Below are 25,238 nucleotides of genomic sequence, written 5' to 3'. Positions count from 1 at the left end.
GGGGCCGTCCCCGGGCGTCTCGGGCTTGCGTTGCGTCTGGCTCATTGGACTGTCTCCGCCTTGCCGCCCCAGGCCGCCACCAGCCGGCGCGCCAGCCCGACGATGCCTTGCGGCAGGAACAGCGTGGTCAGCACGAAGATCAGGCCCAGCGCGTACAGCCAGTATTCCGGCAAGGCGCTGGTGAACCAGGTCTTCAGGCCGTTGACCGCGCCCGCGCCCACGATCGGCCCCACCAGCGTGCCGCGCCCGCCGGTGGCCACCCAGACCACCATCTCGATGGAATTGGCCGGCGACATCTCGCTGGGATTGATAATGCCCACCTGCGGCACGTACAGCGCCCCGGCCACGCCGCACAGGGCCGCCGACAGCGTCCAGACGAACAGCTTGAAGCCCAGCGGCTCGTAGCCGAGAAAGCGCAGCCGGCTTTCCGAGTCGCGCACCGCGGTCAGCACCCGGCCCAGCTTCGATTGGGTGACTGCCCGCGCCAGCACCAGGGCGCCGGCCAGCGCCAGCAGCGTCGCCCAGTACAGCAGCGCGCGGGTGCCCGGCGCCGTCACGCTCAGGCCCAGGATCTCGCGGAAATCGGTAAAGCCGTTGTTGCCGCCGAAGCCCGTCTCGTTGCGAAAGAACAGCAGCATGGCCGCGAAGGTCAAGGCCTGCGTGATGATGGAAAAATATACGCCCGTGATGCGCGAGCGGAAGGCGAAGTAGCCGAACACGAAGGCCAGCAGGCCCGGGGCCAGCACCACCAGCAGCCAGGCATAGGCGAAATGCTCGGTGAAGGACCAGTACCACGGCAATTCCTGCCAGCCCAGGAAACTCATGAACCCGGGCAACGCGTCGCCGCGCCCGGCGCGCATCAGGTACATGCCGTGGGCATAGCCGCCCAGCGCGAAGAACAGCCCGTGGCCCAGCGACAGGATGCCCGCATAGCCCCACACCAGGTCCAGCGCCAGCGCGGCCAGCGCATAGCACATGAACTTGCCGCCCAGCGAGATGGCGTAGGCCGAGACATGCAAGGGATGGCCCGGTGCGAAGTACAGGTTGAGCACGGGCAGCAGCGCCAGCGCCGCCGTGGCGGCCAGCAGCGCCAGCCAGGCCCGCGGCGTGAACAGCGGCCGGCGGGCGCCGGCGAGCAGGGCCTGGGGATTCATTCCACACTCCTTCCGCGCGGGGCGAACAGGCCCTGCGGGCGCTTTTGCACGAACAGCACGATCAGCACCAGCACCGTGATCTTGGCGAGCACCGCGCCCGCATAGGGTTCGAGAAACTTGCTGAAGGCCCCCAGGCCCAGGGCGGCGATCACGGTGCCGGCCAGCTGGCCCACGCCGCCCAGGACCACGACCATGAAGGAATCGATCAGGTACACGCGCCCCATGTCCGGCCCGACGTTGCCCAGCTGCGAAAGCGCCACGCCGGCCAGGCCGGCGATGCCCGAGCCCAGCCCGAAGGCCAGCATGTCCACGCGCCCGGTGGGCACGCCCACGCAGTCGGCCATGCGGCGGTTCTGCGTGATGGCGCGCACGAACAGCCCCAGCCTCGTGCGGTTCAGCAGCAGCCATACCAGGGCCACCACCAGCATGGCGAAGACGATGATGACGATGCGGTTGGTGCTGAGCACCAGCCCGTCCATCACCCGCAGGCTGCCCGACATCCAGGAAGGATTGCCGACCTCGACGTTCTGCGCGCCGAACAGGCTGCGCACGCCCTGCATCAGGATCAGGCTGATGCCCCAGGTGGCCAGCAGGGTCTCCAGCGGGCGGCCGTACAGCCAGCGGATCACGGTGCGCTCGAGCACCATGCCCACCAGGGCCGCGACCGCGAAGGCCGCCGGCAGCGCCGCCAGCACGTACCAGTCCACCCACGCCGGCGCATACTGGCGAAACAGCGTCTGCACCACGAAGGTGACATAGGCGCCGATCATCAGCAGTTCGCCGTGGGCCATGTTGATCACGCCCATCAGGCCGAAGGTGATGGCCAGGCCCAGCGCGGCCAGCAGCAGCACGCTGCCCAGGCTCAGGCCGAAGAACAGGTGGCCGCCCCATTGCGCCAGGCGGGCATGCCGGTCGATGGCGCGCACCGCCGCCGCCGCGGCCTGGCGCACCGACTCGTCGGCCTCGGCATGATCGCCGGACGCGTCCGCTTCGGCGATGGCCGCCAGCATGCCGCGAAAGGCCGTGTTGCGCGTCTGGCCCAGGCGCGTGGCCGCCTGGGCGCGGCGCGCCGGATCCGCATGCTCCAGGTCCAGCACCGATTGCGCCACCTCCAGCGCGGCGCGCACCTCGGGATGGCGCTCCTTGGCCAGCGCCCGCTCGATCAGCGGCAGGCGCTCGGGGTTGGCTTCGCGCTGCATGCCGCGCGCGGCCGCCAGCCGCACCGGCGCGCTTTCCGAGAACAGCCTCGAGGCGGCCAGCGCGTTCTCGATCGCGCGGCGCAGCCGGTTATTGAGCATGACCGCGTCGGCCTGGCCGGGCATGGCCAGCGATTGTCCCGTCAGCGGATCGGCGGCCTGCCCGCCGGGCAGCGCAAGCAGCGCCCGCCCTTGCGCCGTCATCATCAGCGTGCCTTCGTTCAGGGCCTCCAGCATCTTGGCCGCGCGCGGGTCCGGCGACTCGCCCAGGGCGGCGATGGCCGCAAGCTTGGCGTTGTTGTCACCGGCCAGCCCCGCCACGACGGCCGGATCGAGCGCGGCGGCGGGCCCTGCTTGCAGGTCCGGCCCGGCAGGCTCGGCGCCTGGCGGGCCGGCCTGGACGGCCCGGGCCGGGCCCGCCAGGGCGGCGGCCAGCAACGCCAGCGCAAGCAGCAGCCGGCGCAGCGCGCAGGTGAACGATGGACGCATGGCGGGACGCTCCGCTTACAGGTTCTGCTTGCCTTCGTTGCCCGGGATGAACGGGCTCCAGGGCTGCGCGCGGATCGGCCCGTCGGTCTTCCAGACGACGTTGAACTGGCCATCGCCGCGGATCTCGCCGATGTACACCGGCTTGTGCAGGTGGTGGTTGGTCTTGTCCATCTGCACCGTGAAGCCGCTGGGCGCCTCGAAGGTCTGGCCGCCCACCGCCTCGATCACCTTGTCCACGTCGGTGGTTCCGGCCTGCTCGACCGCCTGCTTCCACATGTGGATGCCGATGTAGGTGGCCTCCATCGGGTCGTTGGTAACCACCGTGCCGGCGTTGGGCAGGTTCCTGGCCTTGGCGTAGGCGCGCCACTTCTCGATGAAGGCGTCGTTCACGGGGTTCTTGATGCTCTGGAAGTAGTTCCAGGCGGCCAGGTGGCCGACCAGCGGCTTGGTGTCCACGCCGCGCAGCTCTTCCTCGCCGACCGAGAAGGCCACCACCGGCACGTCGGTGGCCTTCAGGCCGGCATTGCCCAGCTCGCGGTAGAACGGCACGTTCGAATCGCCGTTGATGGTCGACACCACCGCCGTCCTGCCGCCCGCGGCGAAGCGTTTGATGTTGGCCACGATGGTCTGGTAGTCGGCATGGCCGAACGGGGTGTAGATTTCCTCGATGTCCTCGTCCTTGACGCCCTTGGAATGCAGGAAGGCGCGCAGGATGCGGTTGGTGGTGCGCGGATAGACGTAGTCGGTGCCCAGCAGCACGAAGCGCCTGGCCTGGCCGCCGTCCTCGCTCATCAGGTACTCGACGGCCGGAATGGCCTGCTGGTTGGGGGCCGCGCCCGTGTAGAAGACGTTGCGCTCCAGTTCCTCGCCTTCGTACTGCACCGGATAGAACAGCAGGCCGTTGAGCTCCTTGAAGACGGGCAGCACCGACTTGCGCGACACCGAGGTCCAGCAGCCGAACACCGCCGCCACCTTGTGCTGGCTGAGCAGCTCGCGGGCCTTGTCGGCGAACATCGGCCAGTCCGAGGCCGGGTCGACCACCACAGGCTCCAGCTTCCTGCCCAGGACCCCGCCATTGGCGTTGATCTCCTCGATGGTCATCAGCGCCACGTCCTTGAGCGAGGTCTCGGAAATCGCCATGGTGCCCGAGAGCGAATGCAGGATGCCGACCTTGATGGTCTCCTGGGCATGGGCGCCGGGCAGCCAGGCCGCCGAGACCGCCAGCATGGCGCCGGCCAGGGCGAATTGTTTGAGCACGGTTCTGCGTTGCATGACATCACTCCATAGAAAGGAAAACGGAGCCGACACAGGCCGGCCTGCCTTGCTGCATCGGCCGCCCGCGGCCAGCGCGCCGGCGCGGTCCGCGTTTGGATACCTGGTTGTATACAAGCCGTGTCGAAGCAATTCCCGTGCCATGCCGGGCCATGGGCCCCTGCGCCGCATTCACGCGGGCTGGCGCCCGGCCCGCCGCCTGCGGGCGGGCCAGCGGCCGGCACCGCATTGATGCACGCATCCCTGGGCTAGCGCCTGCGCCGCACCGCCCGGGTGCCTGGGCAGGACGCTCCCCGGGGCCCCAGCGCCGCCGTCCGCCCTGTCAGGCCTTGTCAGGATTTGCAACCATGTCGCCGCGCCGGAATCCCTGCCCTGGCATCCGTATCGGGGATAATTGCCGCTGCCTTTCAACCCCGCAGGAAACGACGTGAACACGCAGAACGCCTTCCCTCAGTCCGCCTTCAAGGCCTACGACATCCGCGGCACGGTGCCCGACCAGCTCAACCCGGGGTTCGCCCGCGCGCTGGGCCACTCCCTGGGCCTGCAGGCGCGCGCCCTCGGCGTGGACACCCTGGTGGTGGGCCGCGACGGCCGCGAAAGCAGCGAATCCCTTGCCCTGGCGCTGCAGGAAGGACTGAACGCCGTGGGCATCGACACCCTGGACATCGGCCAGGTGCCCACGCCGCTGGTGTACTACGCCGCCCACGTGCTGGAGACCGGCTCGGGCGTGGCCGTGACGGGCAGCCACAACCCGCCCGACTACAACGGCTTCAAGATGATGCTGGGCGGCGCCACGCTGTACGGCGATGCCATCACGGGCCTGCGCCCGGCCATGCTGGTGACGCCCGCCTACGACGGCCCGGCCGGCACGCGCCAGGTGCGCGAACTGGTGCGCCAGTACATCGACCGCATCGCCTCGGACGTCAAGCTGGCCCGGCCCATGAAGATCGCCATCGACTGCGGCAACGGCGTGGCCGGCGCGGTCGCCCCGGCGCTGTTCCGCGCCCTGGGCTGCGAAGTCACCGAGCTGTACTGCGAGGTGGACGGCCAGTTCCCCAACCACCATCCCGATCCGGCCGACCCGCACAACCTGCAGGACCTGATCGAATGCCTGCGCACCACCGACAACGAGCTGGGCCTGGCCTTCGACGGCGACGGCGACCGGCTGGGCGTGGTCACCAAGTCCGGCGAGATCATCTGGCCGGACCGCCAGCTCATCCTGCTGGCGCGCGACGTGCTCACCCGCTGCCCCGGCGCGCAGATCATCTACGACGTCAAGTGCAGCCGCCACGTGGCCACCGAGGTCCAGGCCGCCGGCGGCCAGCCGCTGATGTGGCGCACGGGCCATTCGCTGGTCAAGGCCAAGCTCAAGGAAACCGGCGCGCCGCTGGCCGGCGAGATGAGCGGCCACATCTTCTTCAAGGAACGCTGGTTCGGCTTTGACGACGGCCTGTACACGGGCGCGCGCCTGCTGGAGATCGTCTCGCGCACGGCCGACCCTTCGGCCGAACTGGAAGCCTTGCCCAAGGGCATCTCCACGCCCGAACTGAAGCTGCCGATGAAAGAAGGCGAACCGTTCACGCTGATCGAGGCCCTGCAGCGCGACGGCAAGTTCGACGGCGCCACGGCCGTGCATACGCTGGACGGCGTGCGGGCCGAATACCCCGACGGCTTCGGCCTGGCCCGGCCCTCCAACACCACGCCGGTGGTGGTGCTGCGCTTCGAGGCCGACAGCGAGGCGGCGCTGGGGCGGATCCAGGAGGCGTTCCGGCAGCAGATATTGGCGCATGCGCCGGGGGCGAAGCTGCCGTTCTGAGCGGCTGTTTTGTTTGAGGGGGGTATCCTTTAAGCGGGTTATCTGTGGAGTCGTGGGATGGCTCGACGCTGCGACTGGAGTCGTTCTTGCATTCCGCTGCCGCCTCATCTGGAAAGAGAAAGATCTTGCGGTGCCGATCAAGCGGGTCGCCCAGGCTCCCCTTCTTTCGCTTTCGACCGCGGAAATTGAGGAGTAGGGGCACTGGGCTGGGACGAAGATTTCAGGGGCGAACGGGCCATTGAAGGCGTGGCGGTATGCGGCGTTGTGGCCCGGGGCCTCGAACCATCGCCACGCCAGCCGATGTCGTTGGCCCCTGAAATCTTCGGGCTTGCCCGAACGCCCCTGCCATCGCATACCGCGGTCGAAAGCGAAAGAAGGGGAGCCTGGGCGACCCGCTTGAGCGGCACCACAATATCTTCTTCAATGAGGGGCCGCGACGCTAGCAGGCAAGAACGGCCAAGCCGCCAGCGGTAGACCAGACATACGACCAAGGAGGCCTTCGGGGCCGGTGGGGGTGGCGGGCGATTTCTGTCGCGGGCGCGGCGCAACCGCGCCGCACGCGACAGCATGAGCCCGACGCCCCTACCGGCCCCGAAGGCCGTCAGGCAAGCGGTCCAAACCCAAGCCCAAGCCCAAACCCAAACCGGCCTCAACGACAAGCAGCCACGCTCACCGATAATCCGCCAGCATCCGATACACCTCCAGGTGCACCTCGACCACATGCCGGATATCGAACGCCCGTTCGGCCAGCTCCCGCCCGGCCTGCCCCATCCCCCGGCGCAGCGGCGCATCGTCGGCCAGCCGCAGCACCGCGTCGGCCAGCGCCTGGCCATCGCGCACCGGCACCAGCAAGCCGGTGCGGCCCGGTTCGATGGCGTCGCGGCAGCCCGGCACGTCGGTGGTCACCACCGCGCGCGCGCAGGCGGCCGCCTCGATCAGCGAACGCGGCAGCCCCTCGCGGTAGGAAGGCAGCGCCGCGATATGCGACTGGGCGTACAGCTGCGCGATGTCGCGCCGCTCGCCCAGGAACTGCACGTGGCCCTCGGCCTGCCATTGGCGCACCTGCTCGTCGGTGACCGAGGCCGGATTGCCCGGGTCGGGGCTGCCGGCCAGCAGCCACTGCACGGGCGCGCCGCGCTGCGCCGACAGCCGCGCCGCCTGGACGTATTCGTGCACGCCCTTGTCGCGCAGCAGCCGGCCCACCATCAGCACCTTGACTGGCGGCGCGGGCGGCTCGGGCGTGGCCGGAAACTCGGCCAGGTCCACCCCCGCCCCGCGGACCAGCACCACCTGGCCGGCGCGCACCACGCCCAGCGCCAGCAGCGTGTCGCGGTCGGCCGCGTTCTGGAAGATCACGCGGCTGTTGCGGTGCCCCAGCGCCAGGCGGTACAAGGCCACGACCACGGTGCGCAAGAGATCCACGCCCTCCTTCTTGCGCATGAACACGAAGCCCAGGCCCGAGATCGCGGCCACCATGCCGTGCACGCCGGCCAGGCGCGCGGCGATGCCGCCGTAGAGCACGGGCTTGATCGTCACCAGGTGCGCCACGCGGGGACGCAGGCGCCGCATCAGCCGCCACATGGCCCATAGCGAACGCAGCTCCTGCAAGGGGTTGCTGCCGCTGCGCGAGAGCGGCAGCACGTGATGCGCCATGCCGTGGCTGCGAATGACGGGCACGGTATCGCCGTCCATGGTGGCCACGTGCACCTGGAAGCCCGCGGCCTGCGCGCCCAGCGCCAGCGGCAGGCGGTGCGAGAGGAAGAAGGCCGGGTTGTTGACCACGAACAGCAGGCGCTCGGGCGCGCGCCCGGCCCGCAGCGGATCGCGCCGGGCCAGGCGCCGCCACACGTCCGTATAGGCCGCCAGCATCACCGGCAGGCCGTAGCGCTGCTGCACGCGCTCACGCGCGGCCGCGCCCAGAGCCTGCCTGCCGCGCTCGGCCAGGGCGGCCAGCGCGGCCTGGATGCCGCCGGCCAGCGCCCGGCTGTCTTCGGGCGGCACCACCCAGCCCGTCTCGCCCACGATGGCCGCCGCGTCGCCCACGTCGGTGGCCACGCAAGGGGTGCCGCAGGCCATGGCCTCGGCCACCACGTTCGGAAAGCCCTCGGCGCGGCTGGACAGCACGTGCACGTCCAGCGCGTTCATCACGCCCGGCACGTCGTCGCTGGGACCGGCCAGGATCAGCACGTCCTGCAGGTCCAGGGCGCGGATGCGGCCGACCAGGGCGGTATTGGCCTGGTCCATGCCGCGGCCCACCAGCACGCAGCGCAGGTCGCGCGCCTGGCCCTGCGCCTTGAGCGCGGCCAGCGCGCCCAGCAGGTTGTCATGGTCCTTGAGCGGATCCCAGCGGGCCACGCAGCCCAGCAGCACCGTTGCCGGCGCCAGGCCCCAGCGCTGGCGCAGCCGCTCGCGCGCGGCCGGATCGGGCGCGAAGCGCGACAGGTCGTAGCCGTTCTGGATCAGGACCGACTTGTCCGGCGCGTAGCCCAGGGCCTCGTGGCGCACCCGTGCCTGCTCGGCGCAATAGACGATGGCGGCCGGCAGCCAACCGGACAGCCGCGCGCAAAGGCGCAGCACCATGCGGGCCGAGAAGCTGCTTTTTTCCAGGTGGGCGCCCGAGTTGCGCACCCCCCAGGCGATGGCCCGCACGCCAGCCATGCGGGCGGCCAGCCCGCCCACCAGGTCGGCGTGGTACATCCAGGTCTGCACCACGTCGGGCCTGTCCTTGCGGATGCGCCGGCGCAAGGCCAGGAAACCCGGCAGGGTCAGCCGCCCGCGCGGCATGTCCAGGGCCAGCACCTGCGCCCCGGCGGCGCGCAGCCGCTCGCCGTGCACGCCCTCGTCGGTCAGCGAGACCACGGTATGCAGGGAAGGATCGGGCGCGCCCAGCACCAGGCGCAGCAGCACGGCCTCGGCGCCGCCCTGCCCCAGTCCGGTAATGACGTGCAATACCCGCAAGCGCTGGCGGTCGGCCTCAGTCATGGGTCGTCTCCTGCTTGGAGTTGGCGGGCGCGGCGCCGACCTGCGCGAACAACGCGTCCCACTGCCGCAGCACGGCAGGCAGGGCATAGCGCTCGCGCACCGAGCGCGCACCCTGTTCGGCCAGCGCCACGCGCAAGGCCGCATCGCCCATCAGCCGCTCCAGCGCCTGGCGCAGCGCCTGGCGGTCGCCATTGGGCACCAGCAGCGCATCCTGGCCGTCGCGGCTCATTTCGCGCGGGCCGCTGGGGCAGTCGAAGGCCGCGCAAGGCAGGCCCAGCGCCATGGCCTCGAGCAGCACATTGGGAAATCCCTCCAGGGCCGAGGTCAGCACGAAGGCATCGCCTTCGGCCAGCGCCTGCCAGGGCGTTTCGGTGCGCCCGGCCAGCGTGATGCGCCCGGCCAGGCCCAGGCCGTCGATGCGCGCCTGCAAGGCGTCGCGGTCCGGCCCCTCCCCCCAGATGCACAGATCCCAGCGCGGATGCGCGGGCGCCAGCTGCGCGTAGACATCGATCAGCAGGTCGAACTGCTTGCTCGGGACCAGCCGGCCCATGGCCATCAGCCGCCGGCGCTCGTCCACTGCCGGCAGCCGTGCTGCCACCGGCGCGGCCGCCAGCTCGGGCGGCAGGGGATTGGGGATCACCGCCATGGCCCGCAGGCCCGGCACCATCTGGCGAAACGGCGCCACGGTGGCCTGGGCCTGCACCGTGACCAGTTCGGCCAGGGGGTAGGCCAGGCGCCGCGCCGCGCCCAGCAAGGCGCCCACGCCGGCGCCGGCGGCTGGATTGGTGCGCTCGCAGGCGATCACCGGAATCCCGAGCCCGCGCGTGGCAAGGATGGCCGCGACGTTGACGTTGGTCAGGAAGGACACCACCACGTCGGGCCTGGCCTGCGCGATGTAGCGGCGCAGCGCCAGCAGGCGCCGCGCCGCGGCCGCCGGCCCGCCGCCCCGCACCCGGGCCAGGTCGGCCAGCCAGACCAGCGCCACGTCGTCCGAGACCGGATAAAAGCAGGAACCCTTGTCCGAATAGGTGGGCAGCAGCGTGACCTCGTCGCCGCGTTCGGCCCAGGCGTTGACCAGGGTGGCGGCCACGCGCTCGGCGCCGCCCGCGTGCATCGAGCTGACCAGCATGAGGATCTTCATCGTGTTTCCTTCTTGCGCGGGCCGCCCGCAACGGCCCGCTGTGTTTCATGGCTCCTTGGCATCGGCGCGATAGCGGTCCAGCCAGGCCTGCGTCATCAGCACGCCCCACAGATGGGTGCTCCAGTCGCGATGACCCGAGGCGTGCTCGCGCCATTTGCGCAGGATGGGCTCGGGCTGGAACAGGCCCTGCTGGCGCAGCCGCGATTCGTCCAGCAGCGCGTGGGCCCAATCGCGCAGCGGCCCGCGCAGCCACGCCGCCAGCGGCACGCCGAAGCCCTTCTTGGGACGGTCGACCAGCGCCTGCGGCACGTGGCGATACAAGAGCTGGCGCAGCACCCACTTGCCCTGGCCGCGCCGGATCTTGAAGGACAGCGGCAGGCTCCAGGCGAACTCGTAGACCCGGTGGTCCAGCATGGGCACGCGGGTTTCCAGGCTGACCGACATGGCGGCCCTGTCCACCTTGACCAGGATGTCGTCGGGCAGGTAGGTGGCCGCGTCCAGCTCCATCATGGCGTCGTAGGTGCTGCCCTGGAAGGGCGCGGAAAACGGCGTGTCCGGCTCGCCGCCATCGACCACCGCGCTGGCCGGGTCGAGCCAGTAGGACACGAAATGCCGGTAGAACTCGGGCTTGCTGCGCGACTGCAGCAGCTCGCCCATCTTGCCCACCTTGCCGCGCCAGTCGCCCTTGCCGGGCAGGCGCGCGGTGCCGGACAGCATCATGCCCAGCGGCACGCGCAGCGGCACGGGCACGCGCGAGCACTTGTCCCACCAGTTCTTGACGCGGAAATAGCGCTGGTAGCCCCCGAACAGCTCGTCGCCGCCGTCGCCCGACAGCGCCACGGTCACGTCGCGGCGCGCCATGCGCGCCACCAGCGTGGTGGGAATCTGCGAGGAGTCGGCAAAGGGCTCGTCGTAGATATCGGCCAGCCCCGGCACCACGGCCAGGGCGTCCTGCGCGGTCACGTACAGTTCGGTGTGGTCCGTGCCCAGGTGGCGCGCCACCGCCTTGGCATGCTCGGCCTCGTTGTAGCCCTTCTCGTGAAAGCCGATGGCGAAGGTGCGCACCGGCTGGCTGCTTTGCGCCTGCATCAGCGCCACGATGGTGGACGAATCGATGCCGCCGGACAGGAAGGCGCCCAGGCTCACGTCCGACAGCATCTGGCCGGCCACCGCCTTGGACAGCACCGCCTCGAGCCCGTCCACGGCCTGCTCGTCCGAGGCAAAGCGCAGCGGCGTCTGGCGCGCATTGTGGGCCGCCTCGCGCACCGACCAATAGGCGCGCGGCTCGGGCATGTCGCGCCGGCGCATGTCGCCGGGCAGCACTTCGATCCAGGTGCCGGGCATGAGCTTGGCGATGCCCTCGTAGATGCACCAGGGCGCGGGAATGTAGTTGTGGCGCATCAGCAGCGTCAGCGCGCGCCGGTCGATGCGCGCGCCGAAGCCGGGCACGCCGGCCAGCGCCTTCAGTTCCGAGCCGAACACCAGCGCGCCCTGGGCATAGCCGTAGTACAGCGGCTTCTCGCCCATGCGGTCGCGCGCCAGCACCAGCTTCTGGGTGGCGCGGTCCCACAGCGCCAGCGCGAACATGCCCACCGTCGCCTGCAAGGTGGCCTGCACTCCCAGGCCGGCAAAGCAGGCCAGCAGGGTCTCGGTATCCGAATGGCCGCGCCAGTCCGGCGCCAGGCTGGCGGCGGCCAGGCGCTCGCGCAGCTCCAGGTGGTTGTAGATCTCGCCGTTGAGCACCAGCACGTAGCGCCCGCAGGCCGAGATCATGGGCTGGTGGCCGGCCGGCGAAAGATCCTGGATGGCCAGGCGCACGTGGCCGAAGGCCAGCTCGGCGGCCTCGTCCTCCCAGTAGCCGTTCGAGTCGGGCCCGCGGTGGCGCATGCGCGTGCAGCCGGACTCGACATATCGCCGCTTGTCGGGCATGGCGCCCCAGATTCCAACGATTCCGCACATGATGGCTTTCCTGATCTAGCTGTCGGAAGGGGACGCGCCGCCGCCGGCGGGCACGCGCGCCGTTGCGGGGCCGCCGGCCAGCACCTGGCGCCACAGCCCCAATACGCGCTCGACCGAGAAGCGCTCGCGCACCTGCACGGCCTGGGCGGCCAGGGCCGCGCGGCGGCCCTCGTCGCCCATCACCCCGGCCAGCGCCTGCGCCAGGGCCTGTTCGTCGGCGGCCGGACGCACCAGCACGCCGTCCACGCCATCGCGCACGATCTCGCGCGGGCCGGTCTCGCAATCGAAGGCCACGGCGGCCAGCCCGCTGGCCATGGCTTCGAGCAGGGTATTGGACAGGCCTTCGACGCGCGAGCTGAGCACGTAAAGGTCGGCGCGCGCATACCATTGGTCCATGTTGCCCACGCGCCCGGGCAGGCTGACGCGCCCGTCCAGGCCCAGCCGCGCGATCTGCGCGGCCAGCGCGGCCCGCTCGGCGCCCTCGCCCAGGATGACCAGGTGCCAGTCCGGAAAACGTGCGGCGATGCGCGCATAGGCCTGCAGCAGCATGTCAAAGCCCTTGTCCCGGTGCAGCCGGCCCACCGCCAGCAGGATGCGCGGGCCGGCCGGCGGCGGCGCCACCACCGGCGGCTCGTGCTGCAAGGGCCAGTGCACGGGATTGGGAATCACCGCCAGGCGCGAACCGGGCACGTGCGTCTCGATCCAGCGCGCGGTATCGCGGGTCAGCGCCACCACCCGGTGGGCGCGCGGATAGGCATAGCGGCGCAGTTGGCGCCACAGCCGGGACAGCGACTGCGAGGGCGGATGGGTATGCTCGGTGGCGATCACCCGCACCGGCAGCCCGCGCGCGGCCAGCACGGCCAGCACCGATGCCGTGGTCATCATGCCCAGCACCACTTGCGCCCGGCTGGCCACGATGCGCAGCCGCAAGGCCCGCACCCGGCGCAGGTTGGCCAGCAGGCCGCGCATCCCGCCGCCGCTGTCGCCGGCCATGCCCAGCGCCACCCGCCGCACGTCCGGGTGCAGCGCGTAGACATCCTTGTCGGCCCCGGCCAGCGTCACCAGCGTGACCTCGGCGCCGGCCCGGGCCCATTGCGCGCTCAGGTCTGCGGCCACGCGCTCGGCGCCGCCGCCGTGCAGCGAGTGGATAAGGATCAGGATGCGTTGCGGCAGCCCCTGCGCCGCCGCGGCGATAGGATCTGCGCTCATGCGGACTCTCCCTTGGAAACGGCGGCCGCCGGCGGCGGGCGCAGCGCGGCGAACACATAGCAGACATAGGACAGCAGGTACATCAGGCTGGTTGCCAGCATGATGCCCGCGGTGCCCATGAGGGGCGCCAGCACCGGGTTGAGCACGGCCTTCAGGCCAAAATTGGCCACGGCGATCAGCGCCATGATGCGGTAGCGGTTCTGGCTGGCCAGCAGCTGCACCAGCACCAGCACGCCGAAGTAGAAAGGCAATTGCAGCATGCCCCAGCGCAGCACGCCGGCCACGGCCTGGGTATCCTGGGCGGTGAAGGCGCCGCGCTCGAACAGGAAGGCCACGCCCCAAGGGGCCAGCACCCAGCCCACCGCCACCGCGCCGGCGCCGGCCAGGACCATCAGGGCCGACCACTTCAGCGCCATGGCGCGGGCGCGATGCACCTCGCCGCGGCTTTGCACGTCGGCCAGCACGGGCAGCGCGGCCCGGCCCACCGACACCGCCCCGATGCCCAGCAGCAGCGAGAGCAGCCGCGCGGCATAGCCCAGCGTGGCATTGGCGTTCTGGCCCAGGTTGGCCGCGGTGTACTGGTCGATGGGGCCCACGAAGCTCATGGCCACCTGGCCGATCAGCATGACCCCGGCCGCCTTCATGACCTCGGGCCAGTGCGCCGAACGCATGCCCCACAGCGGCCGGCCCCATGCGCCGTCGGCGCGCGCGGCCAGCCAGGCCAGCCAGGCGGCCTGCACGGCAAAGCCCACCAGCGTGCCCCACAGCAGCGGCCCCACGCCCTGGGCATTGAAGGCCAGCATCACCCAGGCCAGCACCGCCACCGCCGGCACGCTGTCAAGCAGCGTATTCACATGGCGCTCGCGCGCGCGCAGGCGCGCCGCGCTGATGCCGGCCAGCAGCGTGAAGGCGGCCACCGGCGCGAAGGCCCACAGCAGCTGGCGCGACATGGCCTGCACGTTCTCGGACAGCCCGCTGCCCACCACCTGCAGCACCAGCGGCCAGGCCAGCCAGGTCAGCGCCCCCAGGGCCAGCGCGAGCACCAGGGCCAGCATCTGCAGCTCGCCCACGAAACGGGCCCGGTCCGCCTCGGCGCTGCGGTTCACGCGCACCAGCACCGGTATCAGCACCACCGACAGCACGCTGACCGCGGTCACCGGCAGCCAGGTCGCCATGGTCAGCGTGAACTGGTAGGCATCGACCGCGTCGCTGACGCCGTAGCGGTAGGCCACGGCCATTTCCTTGAAGGCGCCGGCCGCCTTGCCCAGCACCAGGAAGATGGCGACCCGGAACGCCCCCGAGGCGATGCGGCGGTGGTCCGGATGCAGGCGGGCCAGGCGCTGGCGCAAGGCTTTCATTCAGCCCTTCCTTGGGAGCGGCCGGCGGCGGCCGCGCCCGTGGTCGTGGAGCGCAGGCGGGGCGTCAAGCGCGGCGGCCTCGTTTCAGCGCAGGAACTGCACGTACCAGGGCATGGCCTCTTCGAGGCCCTGCACGATGGTGTGCGTGGGCGCATAGCCCAGCAGGCTCGCGCCCTTGCTGATGTCGGCCTGCGAATGGCGCACATCGCCGGGCCGGAAGTCGCGGTAGACCGGCCGCTTGTCGTACTGCACGCCTATCCTGCCCAGGGTCTGCACCAGGAATTCGAACAGCTGGTTCAGCGTGGTGCGTCCGCTCACGGCCACGTTGTAGACCTGGTCCTGCGCCTGGCCCTCGGCCAGCGCGGCCAGCAGGTTGGCCTGCACGGCGTTTTCGACGAAGCAGAAATCGCGGCTGGTCTCGCCGTCGCCGTTGACCGCCACGTCCTCGTTGCGGATCATCGCCGCGACCCACTTGGGAATGACCGCGGCATAGGCGCCCTCCGGATCCTGGCGCTTGCCGAACACGTTGAAATAGCGCAGGCCCACGCTCTTGAAACCGTAGGAGCGCGCGAACACGTCGGCGTAGAGTTCGTTGACGTACTTGGTGACCGCGTAGGGCGAGAGCGGCTTGCCGATGCGGTCCTCGACCTTGGGCAGCCCCGGATGATCGCCGTAGGTGGAGCTGGAGGCCGCATACACGAAGGACTTGACCTGCGCGTCGCGCGCGGCCACCAGCACGTTCAGGAAACCAGAGATGTTGACTTCGTTGGTCGTGATGGGGTCGTTCAGCGAACGCGGCACCGAACCCAGCGCCGCCTGGTGCAGCACGTGGTCCACGCCCTGCGCCGCCTGGCGGCAGTCGTCCAGCTTGCGGATGTCGCCCTCGATGAAGCGCAGGCGCGCCCACTGCTCGGCCGTCACCAGGCCGCGCACCTCGTCCAGGTTGCGCTGGTGTCCGGTGGCGAAGTTGTCCAGCCCGACCACGCGCTGGTCGAGCTTGAGCAGGGTTTCGAGCAGGTTCGACCCGATGAAGCCGGCGCAGCCCGTCACCAGCCAGGTGCGGGGCTGTTGGCGCAGAACGTCGAGGGTTTGCTGGTAACGGCTCATCGTGTTCCTTAAAGACGCAGGTCGGAATCGTGCGAGGGCAGCACGTACTTCAGGTCGTACAGCACGTGCTGCGGCTTGCCCAGCGCGCGGATGGCGTCGGCGCCCATGTGCACGAACTCGCGGTGCGCCACGGCCAGCACGATGCCGTCGTAGTGGCCCTTGCTGGGCGTCTCGATCGGCGTGATGCCGTATTCGGCCACGGCCTCCTCGGGCTCGACCCAGGGATCGTAGACGTCCACGTCCACGCTGTATTCGCCCAGTTCCTGCACGATGTCCACCACGCGGGTGTTGCGCAGGTCGGGGCAGTTTTCCTTGAAGGTCAGGCCCATCACCAGCACGCGCGCGCCCTGCACGTGGATGCGGCGCTTGGTCATGGTCTTGACCAGCTGCGAGACCACGTAGCTGCCCATGGAGTCGTTCAGGCGGCGCCCGGCCAGGATGATCTCGGGGTGATAGCCGATGGACTGGGCCTTGTGCGTCAGGTAGTAGGGGTCCACGCCGATGCAGTGCCCGCCCACCAGGCCCGGCCGGAAAGGCAGGAAGTTCCATTTGGTGCCGGCGGCCTTGAGCACGTCCTCGGTATCGATGCCCATCTTGTTGAAGATCAGCGCCAGCTCGTTGATCAGCGCGATGTTCACGTCGCGCTGGGTGTTCTCGATGACCTTGGCGGCCTCGGCCACCCGGATGCACGAGGCCTTGTGCGTGCCGGCGGTGATGATCTGCTGGTAGAGCTGGTCGATCAGCTCGGCCACCTCGGGCGTGGAGCCGGAGGTCACCTTCTTGATGGTGCTGACGCGGTGCTCCTTGTCGCCGGGGTTGATGCGCTCGGGGCTGTAGCCGGCATAGAAGTCGTGGTTGAACTTCAGGCCCGAGACGCGCTCGAGCACCGGCACGCAGTCTTCCTCGGTGGCACCGGGATAGACGGTCGATTCGTAGATGACGATGTCGCCGCGCTTGAGCACGCTGCCGATGGTCTCGCTGGCCTTGATCAGCGGCGTCAGGTCGGGCTGCTTGTGCGCATCGATGGGCGTGGGCACCGTGACGATGTAGACGTTGGCCTCGCGCAGCTTCTCGCGCTCGTCGGTAAAGCTCAGGTGCTTGGCCTGGGCCAGCTCTTCGTCCTCCACCTCCATGGTGTGGTCGTGCCCGCCGCGCAGCTCGGCGATGCGCCGGGCGTTGATATCGAAACCGATCACGGACCGCTTCTTGCCGAACTCCACCGCCAGGGGCAGGCCCACGTAGCCCAGTCCCACGACAGCCAGCTTGATATCGTCGATACGCAAAATGAATCTCCCTTGCCGCGCCTGAGCGGCATTGTAAATACCAGGACGGAATCACGTCATGCCGGGCCGGCGGGCCGCCCGCCCGCGCCCGGCGGCCTGCCGCGGCGCTAGTCCGACCGCAGGACCGAGGGCAGCAGCAGCCACCCCGGCCGGCGCCAGGACACCAGCCTGGAATACAGCCAGATGTACACCGCGGCGAACACCGCCAGGCTGATGCACAGGGCCACGGCGTTGTCCCAGAAAATGGTGGCCGGCACCAGGCCGATCAGCGTCAACACCCAAAGATAGGGCGAAGCCATGGCATTGCACAGGGCCGGCACCGCGTGCCGGCTGCGGCGGCTGAAGGTCACGCGCACCAGGCGGCGGAACACCAGCTGGTGCAGGTGCAGGGCATCGGGCTGGTCCACCGGCACGCCGCGCTTGAAGCGGCGGCGCCAGATGGAGAACAGCGTCTCGAAAACCGGATAGAACAGCACTGCCAGGGCATAGAAGGGCGAGACCGACGGATTGCGCACGACCAGCAGCACCGCCAGCTCGGCCAGCATGAAGCCCAGGAAATAGGCCCCCCCGTCGCCCAGGAATACCCGGCCGAAGGGAAAATTCCAGACCAGGAAGCCCAGCGTGGCCGAAGCCAGCGCCGCCGAGATCAGGAAGATGGGCGTGTCGCCCACCTGCAGGGCCACCAGGCTCAGCGAGATGGCCATCAGCGTGGCCACCATGCCGGCCAGGCCGTTCATGCCGTCGACGATGTTCAGCGCGTGGGTGCAGCCGCCCACCGCCACCACGGTAAAGAGCAGCGAGACCGGCCAATAGGCCAGGATGACGTCGGCCCAGGCGAATCCCACGCGCGAGACCCCGCCCAGCAGCCACCAGGCGATCGCCGCCGACAGGAAGGCGGCCAGAAGGCGCTTGCCCGCGCCGATGTCCTTGGTGATGTCCTCGAGCAGGCCCGCCACGAACACCGGCATGGCCGCCACGAACAGGGCCGGCCACAGCCAGGTCAGCGTCATGTTGCTCGGGCCCAGCACCAGCAGCCCGGCCAGCGTGCCCGCCAGCACGGCCAGCCCGCCCACGCGCGGCGTGGAGCGCGAATGGAAGGCCTGCGGCTTGTTCAGGTCGGTATCGCCCGTCAATGCGCCATGCCAGCGCTCGGAAGCGACGATCAAGCCGCCTACCATGAACGCGACCACGCAAATGGAGAACCAGGTCACTCAATTACCTTTGGAAAGTTTGGCAATATCACAGGTCGCACATTATCCGACCCAGGTGTAAGCCCTCTGTATGGGCCCAATGTGCAATTGCAAGACCCGCCCACAGAACGTAACGGCCCCGCCGGGCGGGGCGTGCGCGGGCCGGCGCACGGGTGCGCACTGCGCATTTTAGAGTGCCCGACCGGGACAAAGGATCCGAAAGAACGAAAAAAAAGGCCCGAGATCTGACGATCTCGGGCCAAATCCACCAAAGGAGGAGGGTGGAGGAGACAACCGTGGCATGTCGAGGGTTAACCCGCTTAGGGCTATCACCGAAGCAGCCGGGGTTTCCACCGCGCCGTCTGCAAATCGACATCCGATGTGTGAATGGTAGACGAGTTTTTTGTGCGATGCAAGAAAAAAATGTGCAAGCGTCGTTTTCCAAGCATCTGTTGTTTTTGTGCACTGCGGAAAACCGGCGTTTGTTTATAACCATGAGTTATTAGGAGCCCGGGACTTGCCCCGCCGCGCGCAGCCGGGACAGGGTTAACCCTCTGGCCTGGCGGGCGCCCTGCCGGCGGCTCGGCCAGGCAATGGCGCGGCCCGTCACAGCCGGTAGGCGGTGACCGTCATGACCTTGGACATCAGCCGCATCGCGCCGCGCACGGGCGCGGGCAGGCGCACGCCGCCGCCGTCCTCTGCCTTCTGGCGGTGCTCGCTTTCGTCCTGCTTCATCTGCTGGACGATGCGGCGCGAGCGCTCGTCCTGCTCGGGCAGCGACTTCAGGTGCCCGTCCAGGTGCTGCTCGACCTGGCGCTCGGTCTCGGCCATGAAACCCAGGTTGCGGGCCGGGCCGGCCAGCCCCGCGGCCAGGCCCAGGCCGAAGGAACCGGCATACCACAGCGGGTTGAGCAGGCTGGGGCGGCTGCCCAGCTCCTGGATGCGCTGCGCGCACCAGGCGAGATGGTCCACCTCTTCGCGCGCGGCCTGCTCGAACAGGCGGCGCGCCGCCGCGTCCTTGCAGACCGCCGCCTGGCCGCGATACAGCGCCTGGGCGCAAACCTCGCCCACATGGTTCACGCGCATCAGCCCCGCGGCATGCCGGCGCTGGCCGGCGTCCAGCCCGGCCGCCGGCTGCGCCGGGCGGGGCCCGGCCGGGTTGGGACGGCTGGCCGTGGCCACGCCGGTCAGCACCTGCAGCGCGCGGTCGAGCTCGGCGATCAGCGGATCGAGCCGCCCGGGGCGGCGATGGAAAGCGGGTACGGGACGCGAGGCGGCATTCATGCGGGCGGACTCCTTGGGAACGATCCCCGCGCTGGCCCACGCCAGCGCCCCCTCATTGTAGCGACAGCGCCGCGCGACGCCGCCCGCGCGCCGGACGGTTATGATGCTTTCTACTCTTTCAGGACAGGAAAACGGCATGGAATGCACGATAGATTGGGGCGGCCCCTCCGGCATGCTGTTCGTGGCGCGCACCGGCAGCGGCCACGTGACCGCGATGGACGGCGCCCCCGAAGGCGGCGGCAACAACCTGGCGCCGCGGCCCATGGAGATGCTGCTGGCCGGCACCGGCGGCTGCGCGGCCTACGACGTGGTGCTGATACTCAAGCGCGGGCGCCACGCGGTCAGCGGCTGCAGCGTCACGCTACAGGCCGAGCGCGCGGACACCGATCCCAAGGTGTTCACCCGCATCCACTTCGCCTTCACCGTCACCGGCAGCAAGCTGCCGCGCGCGGCGGTCGAGCGCGCCGTCGCCCTTTCGCACGACAAGTACTGCTCGGCCTCGGCCATGCTGGGCAAGACCGCCGAGCTGAGCTGGTCGGTCGAGCTGGTCGATACCGCCGAACAGGCCGAAAACGCCGGGCAGCCGGCCGCCTCGCGCTAGCCGGGGCCGAACCACCCAGACAAGGCGCGCGGCCGGGCCCGGCGCGCGCGGCAGGAAACTCCATGCGGCAATACGAAGACTTCATGCGCCACGTCCACGAACATGGCGTGCTCAAGACGGACCGGACCGGCACCGGCACGCGCTCGGTGTTCGGCTACCAGATGCGCTTTGACCTGGCCCAGGGCTTTCCCCTGGTGACCACCAAGAAACTGCACACCAAAAGCATCTTCATCGAACTGCTGTGGTTCCTGCGCGGCGACGGCAACGTGCGCTGGCTGCAGGAGCAGGGCGTGACCATCTGGGACGAATGGGCCGCGCCCGACGGCGACCTGGGCCCGGTCTATGGCGTGCAATGGCGCTCCTGGCCCACGCCCGACGGCCGGCACATCGACCAGATCGCGCAGGTCATCGCGCAGATCAAGGCCAACCCCGACTCGCGCCGCCTGATCGTCTCGGCCTGGAACGTGGGCGAGCTCTCGAAGATGGCGCTGCCGCCCTGCCACGCGTTCTTCCAGTTCTACGTGGCCGAAGGCCGCCTGTCGTGCCAGCTGTACCAGCGCAGCGCCGACGTCTTCCTGGGCGTGCCGTTCAACATCGCCAGCTACGCCCTGCTCACCCACATGGTGGCCCAGCAATGCGGCCTGGCCCCGGGCGAGTTCGTCTGGACCGGCGGCGACTGCCACATCTACAGCAACCACACCGAACAGGTGGCGCTGCAGCTCTCGCGCGAACCCTATCCCTACCCCACCCTCAGGATCCTGCGCAAGCCCGAGTCCATCTTCGACTACCGCTACGAGGACTTCGCCATCGAGAACTACCAATGCCATCCGCACATCAAGGCGGCGGTGGCGGTATGACCCCCCCCTGCCTGACCCTGGTGGTGGCCTATGCCCGCAACCGCGCCATCGGCCGCGACAATGCCCTGCCCTGGCGGCTGCCGGGCGACCTGGCGCACTTCAAGCGCACGACCACCGGCGCGCCCATCATCATGGGCCGCAAGACGTGGGAGTCGCTGGGCCGCCCGCTGCCCGGCCGGCGCAACATCGTCATCAGCCGCAACCCGCGCTACCGCGCCGAAGGGGCCGAACTGGCGCCCGACCTGGCGGCGGCGCTGCGGCTGGCCGGCGATGCGCCCGAGGTCTTCGTGATCGGCGGCGCGCAGATCTACGAACAAGCCCTGGCGCACGCCGACCGCATCGTGGCCACCGAGATCCAGGCCGAGGTGCCGGGCGACGCCTTCTTTCCGGACCTGCCTGCCGGCCAGTGGCGCGAGCAGTCCCGCGCGCCGCAGCCGGCCGAGAACGGCTACGCTTACGATTTCGTCGAATACCGGCGCATCGCATCGGAACGTCATACAGGGACGGCCCTGCAATGAAAAAATCCACCGCAGTCGTGTCCGCCCTGGCGCTGGCCGCGCTCGCCTACGCCGGCGCCAGCTGGCACCTGGGCAAGCGCATCCAGGCCCGTACGGCCCAGGCCCTGGAGCAGGCGCACGCGGCGCTGCAGAACCACGGCATGCAGGGCCTGACGCTGGCGCTGCAAACCGAATCCTACGCGCGCGGCTGGTTCAACAGCCGCGCGCGCTACGTCTTCAGCTACGAGCGCCAGCCCACGCAGCCCGACGAGCAAGCGCTCGCGGGCCGGCTGGTCATCGAGAACCGCATCGCCCACGGCCCGCTGGCGCCCTCGGCCCTGGCGCGGGGCCAGTTCGTGCCCGGGCTGGCCCACATCGAGACGGTGTTGGTCAACGAGGCGCAAGCCCGCGCCCTGTTCGAACTCACCGGGCAGGACAAGCCGCTGCGCGGCCTGACGCGCATCGGCTTTGACGGCGCCAGCCACGGCGACTGGACGCTGGCCGCGTTCCAGGCGCAGCGCGACGGCCGTTCGGTTTCGTTCAGCGGCGCGCGCCTGAGCGGCATGGTGGCCGCGGACCTGCAGCGCGTGGCCGCCAGCGGCGTGATGGACCACCTGCTGTACGAGGCGCCCGGCCAGGCCGCCGAGATCCGGGGCCTGCGCGTGGGCGCCAACACGCGGGCCGGCGCGCTGGGCATGGGCGTGGGCGACAGCAGCCTGAACCTCGGCCTGGTACGCGTGCAGGCGCCCGGCGCCGCGCCGGTCGTGCTGGAGAAGCTCTCGCACCGCCTGAGCGTCTCCGAAAGCGGCAGCAGCGTGGCCGTGGACGCCACGTATGCCGTGGACCGCATCACGGTGCGCGAGCGCGACTTCGGCAACATGCAGATGGCCCTGCAGATCGGCAACCTGGACGGCGCGGCGCTGCAGGCCTTTTCGGCGCGCTATGACGCGCTGCTGCGCGAAAGCGCGCAAGCCGACGGGCCCAGCACGGCGACCTACGAAGCCTTCGAGCAGGCGGTGGACGGGCTGCTGGCCGGCAAGCCCACCGTCGCCATCGAGCCCTGGCTGTGGCGCATGCCGCAAGGCGAGAGCCGCCTGAGCGTGAAGGCCGGCCTGCGCGAGCGCACGCCGCCCGCGGACCAGACCTCGGCGCTGCCGGCGCTGCACCTGCTCGAACGCCTGGACCTGGACCTGAGCGTGGCCAAGCCCATGCTGCAGGAGATCGTGGCGGCCACGCTGCAGGACCAGGACGGGCGGGATCCGCAGGCCGCCGCCGCCATGGCGCAGACGCAGGTCCAGGCCATGGCCGATGCCGCGCAGCTCACCGGCCTGGTCACCGCCCAGGGCGATCGCCTGTCCATGACGCTGGCCTACGCCGACGGGCGCCTGCAGGTCAACGGGCAAGAGCAGCCCATCCAGGACCTCGCGCCGGGCCTGGGCCTGGCGGTACCCGGCCTGCAGGAAGAGCCTGCCGGGCCGGCCTTCGGCCAGGTGCTGCAAAGCCTGGATCCCAAGCACATCGCCGCGCTGTTCGAGGAAGAAGGCTACGAAGTGGCCCGCAGCCGGGACGCCGCCGGCGAGCCGCTGCTGGAGATCCGCCGCCGCGACGGCCAGGCGCTGCGCGGGCGCGAGATCCAGGTCGAGTTCTACGGCTGCATAGGCCAGGACGATTGCGAGGAGCTGCTGCTGCGGGCCATCCACGATGCCGGTCCGCACGTGACGCTCACGCGGCTCAACGCCTGGAACGCCGACAGCCGCTGGGTCAAGGCCTACCAGTCCGAGGACGGCCAGGCCGTGCTGGAAATGGACATCGGCGCCTATGGCGGCCTGGGCCAGGAGAACCTGGCGTCGCTGATCGTGACCTTCGTGGACCTGAGCGAAGAATTCGCCGAGTTCATCGGCGCCCAGGAAGCGCCCGTCCCGGGCCAGGCCGAGGCCGAGGCCGGCCCCGGGACGGCGCCGCAGCCCCGGCAGTAAACCCCGCCTCGCATCCGAGGCCCCTGGCCGGCTCGCAGGCCCCTGCCCGGGCCGCTTGCGCGCATGACGCCGGTTTGCGCCCGGTTTTTTTGTATGCAAAAATATACAAAAATACAGGGACCCACATGCCGATCACACCGGGCAACTCCCAGGCCTATGCCGCCTATAACGAAATCAAGCGCCGCATCCTCAGCGGGGCGTTCACCGCCTCGGACAGGCTGCGCGAAGTCGAAGTCGCCAAGCTGCTGGACATGGGCCGCACGCCGGTGCGCGAGGCGCTCAAGCGCATCGAGGACGAAGGCCTGATCACCCGCGAGCCCGGCCGCGGCCTGGTGGTCGCCAGCATGGACCAGCAGGAAGTCGGCGAGCTCTACGCCATGCGCCAGGTGCTCGAAGGCGCGGCCGCCGCCTTTGCCGCGCGCCACGCCACCGAGGCCGACCTCGTGCACATGCAGGCCATCCTGGACGAAGGCGACGGCGGCGATCCCGTGGCCCAGAACCTGCGCTTTCACCAGGCCATCTACAGCGCCGCGCACAACCGCTACCTGCTGCGCTCGCTGCAATCGTTGACCGACACCACCTACCTGCTGGGGCGCAGCACGCTCAGCAGCCCCGAGCGCGCCCGGCGCTCGGACGACGAACACCGGCTCATCCTGGCGGCCATACGCGAACGCGACCCGCAGCGCGCCCAGGGCGCCGCGCAGCACCACATCCACCAGGCGCTGCTGGAGCGGCTCAAGCTGCTGCGCCAAGGCTGAGCACGGCAAGACACCACGACAGACCGAGGAGCAACCATGCCGCATCGATTCCCCCGCCCCGCCCCGGGCGCCGCCTGCCAGCCCGCCCTGGCGTCCGCCCGGCCAGGCCGCGCCACCGGCCGCCGCGCCGTCCTGCTGGGGCTGGCCGGCGGCCTGCTGGGCGCGGCCCTGCCCGGGCCGCTGCGCGCCGCCGCCCAGTACCCTTCCCAACCGCTGACCTTCATCGTGCCCTACGCCCCCGGCGGACAAGGCGACGTCTTTGCGCGGCTGATCGCCGACCCGCTGGGCCAGGCGCTGGGCCAGACCGTCATCGTCGACAACCGCCCCGGGGCTTCCGGGTCGATCGGCACGCGGCTGGTGGCGCGCGCCGCCGCCGACGGACACACCCTGCTGCTGGGCCAGACCGGCGAGATCGCGGTCAATGTCTTCGCCATGCAGACACCCGGCTACGATCCGCTCAAGGATCTCAAGCCCGTGGTGCTGGTGGGCGATGCGCCGCTGGTGCTGGCCGTGCCGGCCAACTCGCCCTATCCGGACCTGGGCGCCCTGCTGGAGGCGGCGGCGCAGCGGCCCGAGCAGCTTTCCTACGCCTCTTCGGGCGCGGCCACGCCCGGGCACCTGGCCGCGGCCGCCCTGGCGCTGGGCACGCAGACCCGCATGGTCCACGTGCCCTACAAGGGCGCCGGCCAGGCCATGACCGACCTGCTGGGCGGGCATGTGGACTTCTTTTTCTCCAGCGCCTCGGCGGCCATGCCGCACGTCAAGGCCGGCAAGCTGCGCGTGCTGGCCGTCTCGACCGCCCAGCGGCTGGCGGCGCTGCCGCAGGTGCCGACCGTGGCCGAGTCCGTGCTGCCCGGTTTCCAGTTCAGCCTGTGGGGCGGGGTGTTCGTGCCGGCCGGCACGCCCGATGAAATCGTGGCGCGGCTGAACCGCGAGATCAACGCCATCGTGGCGCAGCCGGCCATCCGGCAGCGATTCGAGGCCGACAACGCCGCCGTGCAGGCCAATACGCCCGAGGCCTTCCGGCAGTTCGTGCAGGCCGAGACCGGCAAGTACCGGGACCTGGTGTCTGCCGTGGGCATCGAGCCGGTTTGACCGTACCCCTTCGA

General features: G+C 70.2%; 19 protein-coding genes and 1 pseudogene. 7 read left to right on the top strand and 13 right to left on the bottom strand.

Annotated elements, in window-relative coordinates; all coding sequences use genetic code 11:
• Positions 1 to 41: 41 nt before the first annotated feature.
• Genes urtC through urtA form a run of 3 tightly spaced genes read right to left on the bottom strand, consistent with a single transcriptional unit; the run spans position 42 to position 4,111 of the window.
• Positions 42 to 1,154: an urea ABC transporter permease subunit UrtC gene (urtC, locus tag V8Z80_RS12350; protein ID WP_155194547.1), complete on the bottom strand. Its 1,113-nt coding sequence runs from the start codon at positions 1,152 to 1,154 to the stop codon at positions 42 to 44.
• A complete protein-coding gene (urtB, locus tag V8Z80_RS12345) occupies positions 1,151 to 2,839 on the bottom strand; it encodes an urea ABC transporter permease subunit UrtB (RefSeq protein ID WP_336062153.1) in 1,689 nt (562 codons plus the stop codon). Before urtB ends, urtC begins: the two co-directional genes overlap by 4 nt.
• A gap of 15 nt (positions 2,840 to 2,854) precedes the next feature.
• Complete coding sequence (gene urtA, locus V8Z80_RS12340) at positions 2,855 to 4,111, bottom strand: urea ABC transporter substrate-binding protein (protein ID WP_336062151.1); 1,257 nt, start codon at positions 4,109 to 4,111, stop codon at positions 2,855 to 2,857.
• A gap of 427 nt (positions 4,112 to 4,538) precedes the next feature.
• Between urtA and V8Z80_RS12335 the strand changes: the two genes are divergently transcribed.
• Positions 4,539 to 5,927, top strand: a complete 1,389-nt coding sequence (locus V8Z80_RS12335) for a phosphomannomutase/phosphoglucomutase (protein ID WP_336062150.1) — start codon at positions 4,539 to 4,541, stop codon at positions 5,925 to 5,927.
• Between the two features lie 669 nt (positions 5,928 to 6,596).
• On the opposite strand, the gene V8Z80_RS12330 is transcribed toward V8Z80_RS12335, so the two are convergent.
• From V8Z80_RS12330 to coq7, 10 genes and pseudogenes are all read right to left on the bottom strand, one after another.
• A complete protein-coding gene (locus V8Z80_RS12330) occupies positions 6,597 to 7,745 on the bottom strand; it encodes a glycosyltransferase family 4 protein (RefSeq protein ID WP_336062209.1) in 1,149 nt (382 codons plus the stop codon).
• Between the two features lie 12 nt (positions 7,746 to 7,757).
• Positions 7,758 to 8,909 (bottom strand): annotated as a pseudogene (locus tag V8Z80_RS12325) (glycosyltransferase family 4 protein); the annotation flags it as partial.
• Positions 8,902 to 10,050, bottom strand: coding sequence for a glycosyltransferase family 4 protein (locus tag V8Z80_RS12320; protein ID WP_336062149.1), 1,149 nt, complete (start codon positions 10,048 to 10,050; stop codon positions 8,902 to 8,904). The gene V8Z80_RS12320 and the pseudogene V8Z80_RS12325, both read right to left, overlap by 8 nt.
• A gap of 45 nt (positions 10,051 to 10,095) precedes the next feature.
• Positions 10,096 to 12,009, bottom strand: a complete 1,914-nt coding sequence (asnB, locus tag V8Z80_RS12315) for an asparagine synthase (glutamine-hydrolyzing) (RefSeq protein ID WP_336062148.1) — start codon at positions 12,007 to 12,009, stop codon at positions 10,096 to 10,098.
• Positions 12,010 to 12,024: 15 nt separating this feature from the next.
• A complete protein-coding gene (locus V8Z80_RS12310; RefSeq protein WP_336062147.1) occupies positions 12,025 to 13,218 on the bottom strand; it encodes a glycosyltransferase family 4 protein in 1,194 nt (397 codons plus the stop codon).
• A complete protein-coding gene (gene murJ, locus V8Z80_RS12305) occupies positions 13,215 to 14,576 on the bottom strand; it encodes a murein biosynthesis integral membrane protein MurJ (protein ID WP_336062146.1) in 1,362 nt (453 codons plus the stop codon). The genes V8Z80_RS12310 and murJ overlap by 4 nt, the downstream gene beginning before the upstream one ends.
• An 84-nt stretch (positions 14,577 to 14,660) precedes the next feature.
• Positions 14,661 to 15,683, bottom strand: coding sequence for an SDR family oxidoreductase (locus V8Z80_RS12300; RefSeq protein ID WP_336062145.1), 1,023 nt, complete (start codon positions 15,681 to 15,683; stop codon positions 14,661 to 14,663).
• An 8-nt stretch (positions 15,684 to 15,691) separates the two neighbouring features.
• Complete coding sequence (gene tviB, locus V8Z80_RS12295; protein ID WP_155194563.1) at positions 15,692 to 16,966, bottom strand: Vi polysaccharide biosynthesis UDP-N-acetylglucosamine C-6 dehydrogenase TviB; 1,275 nt, start codon at positions 16,964 to 16,966, stop codon at positions 15,692 to 15,694.
• A gap of 107 nt (positions 16,967 to 17,073) precedes the next feature.
• Positions 17,074 to 18,177: an MraY family glycosyltransferase gene (locus tag V8Z80_RS12290; protein WP_336062144.1), complete on the bottom strand. Its 1,104-nt coding sequence runs from the start codon at positions 18,175 to 18,177 to the stop codon at positions 17,074 to 17,076.
• 585 nt (positions 18,178 to 18,762) lie between these two features.
• Positions 18,763 to 19,440, bottom strand: a complete 678-nt coding sequence (coq7, locus tag V8Z80_RS12285; RefSeq protein ID WP_155194565.1) for a 2-polyprenyl-3-methyl-6-methoxy-1,4-benzoquinone monooxygenase — start codon at positions 19,438 to 19,440, stop codon at positions 18,763 to 18,765.
• Between the two features lie 136 nt (positions 19,441 to 19,576).
• Between coq7 and V8Z80_RS12280 the strand changes: the two genes are divergently transcribed.
• The 6 genes from V8Z80_RS12280 (at position 19,577) to V8Z80_RS12255 (ending at position 25,224) form a co-directional block, all read left to right on the top strand.
• On the top strand, positions 19,577 to 20,041 hold the full coding sequence (locus V8Z80_RS12280) for an OsmC family protein (protein ID WP_155194567.1): 465 nt from the start codon (positions 19,577 to 19,579) through the stop codon (positions 20,039 to 20,041).
• Between the two features lie 62 nt (positions 20,042 to 20,103).
• Positions 20,104 to 20,898, top strand: a complete 795-nt coding sequence (locus V8Z80_RS12275; protein WP_155194569.1) for a thymidylate synthase — start codon at positions 20,104 to 20,106, stop codon at positions 20,896 to 20,898.
• Positions 20,895 to 21,416: a dihydrofolate reductase gene (locus tag V8Z80_RS12270; RefSeq protein ID WP_336062143.1), complete on the top strand. Its 522-nt coding sequence runs from the start codon at positions 20,895 to 20,897 to the stop codon at positions 21,414 to 21,416. The genes V8Z80_RS12275 and V8Z80_RS12270 overlap by 4 nt, the downstream gene beginning before the upstream one ends.
• Positions 21,413 to 23,371 (top strand): DUF945 family protein, encoded by a 1,959-nt coding sequence (locus tag V8Z80_RS12265; RefSeq protein ID WP_336062142.1) that lies wholly within the window; start codon positions 21,413 to 21,415, stop codon positions 23,369 to 23,371. The genes V8Z80_RS12270 and V8Z80_RS12265 overlap by 4 nt, the downstream gene beginning before the upstream one ends.
• A 125-nt stretch (positions 23,372 to 23,496) precedes the next feature.
• Positions 23,497 to 24,129, top strand: a complete 633-nt coding sequence (locus V8Z80_RS12260) for a GntR family transcriptional regulator (protein ID WP_155194574.1) — start codon at positions 23,497 to 23,499, stop codon at positions 24,127 to 24,129.
• A gap of 36 nt (positions 24,130 to 24,165) precedes the next feature.
• Entirely contained in the window at positions 24,166 to 25,224 is a 1,059-nt protein-coding gene (locus V8Z80_RS12255) for a Bug family tripartite tricarboxylate transporter substrate binding protein (protein WP_336062141.1), read from the top strand.
• Positions 25,225 to 25,238 lie beyond the last annotated feature (14 nt).

It is taken from the genome of Orrella sp. JC864 (assembly GCF_037026685.1).
GTDB lineage: Bacteria > Pseudomonadota > Gammaproteobacteria > Burkholderiales > Burkholderiaceae_B > Orrella.
The sequence above is the reverse complement of the archived record's forward strand: the minus strand, read 5'-3'. Positions and strand labels throughout refer to the sequence as shown.

What these genes read in the sequence shown, in the direction of transcription:
- urtC (WP_155194547.1), bottom strand. Translation starts at nt 1,154, where the DNA reads ATGAATCCCCAGGCCCTGCTCGCCGGCGCCCGCCGGCCGCTGTTCACG.
- urtB (WP_336062153.1), bottom strand. Translation starts at nt 2,839, where the DNA reads ATGCGTCCATCGTTCACCTGCGCGCTGCGCCGGCTGCTGCTTGCGCTG.
- urtA (WP_336062151.1), bottom strand. Translation starts at nt 4,111, where the DNA reads ATGCAACGCAGAACCGTGCTCAAACAATTCGCCCTGGCCGGCGCCATG.
- V8Z80_RS12320 (WP_336062149.1), bottom strand. Translation starts at nt 10,050, where the DNA reads ATGAAGATCCTCATGCTGGTCAGCTCGATGCACGCGGGCGGCGCCGAG.
- asnB (WP_336062148.1), bottom strand. Translation starts at nt 12,009, where the DNA reads ATGTGCGGAATCGTTGGAATCTGGGGCGCCATGCCCGACAAGCGGCGA.
- V8Z80_RS12310 (WP_336062147.1), bottom strand. Translation starts at nt 13,218, where the DNA reads ATGAGCGCAGATCCTATCGCCGCGGCGGCGCAGGGGCTGCCGCAACGC.
- murJ (WP_336062146.1), bottom strand. Translation starts at nt 14,576, where the DNA reads ATGAAAGCCTTGCGCCAGCGCCTGGCCCGCCTGCATCCGGACCACCGC.
- V8Z80_RS12300 (WP_336062145.1), bottom strand. Translation starts at nt 15,683, where the DNA reads ATGAGCCGTTACCAGCAAACCCTCGACGTTCTGCGCCAACAGCCCCGC.
- coq7 (WP_155194565.1), bottom strand. Translation starts at nt 19,440, where the DNA reads ATGAATGCCGCCTCGCGTCCCGTACCCGCTTTCCATCGCCGCCCCGGG.
- V8Z80_RS12280 (WP_155194567.1), top strand. Translation starts at nt 19,577, where the DNA reads ATGGAATGCACGATAGATTGGGGCGGCCCCTCCGGCATGCTGTTCGTG.
- V8Z80_RS12275 (WP_155194569.1), top strand. Translation starts at nt 20,104, where the DNA reads ATGCGGCAATACGAAGACTTCATGCGCCACGTCCACGAACATGGCGTG.
- V8Z80_RS12270 (WP_336062143.1), top strand. Translation starts at nt 20,895, where the DNA reads ATGACCCCCCCCTGCCTGACCCTGGTGGTGGCCTATGCCCGCAACCGC.
- V8Z80_RS12265 (WP_336062142.1), top strand. Translation starts at nt 21,413, where the DNA reads ATGAAAAAATCCACCGCAGTCGTGTCCGCCCTGGCGCTGGCCGCGCTC.
- V8Z80_RS12260 (WP_155194574.1), top strand. Translation starts at nt 23,497, where the DNA reads ATGCCGATCACACCGGGCAACTCCCAGGCCTATGCCGCCTATAACGAA.
- V8Z80_RS12255 (WP_336062141.1), top strand. Translation starts at nt 24,166, where the DNA reads ATGCCGCATCGATTCCCCCGCCCCGCCCCGGGCGCCGCCTGCCAGCCC.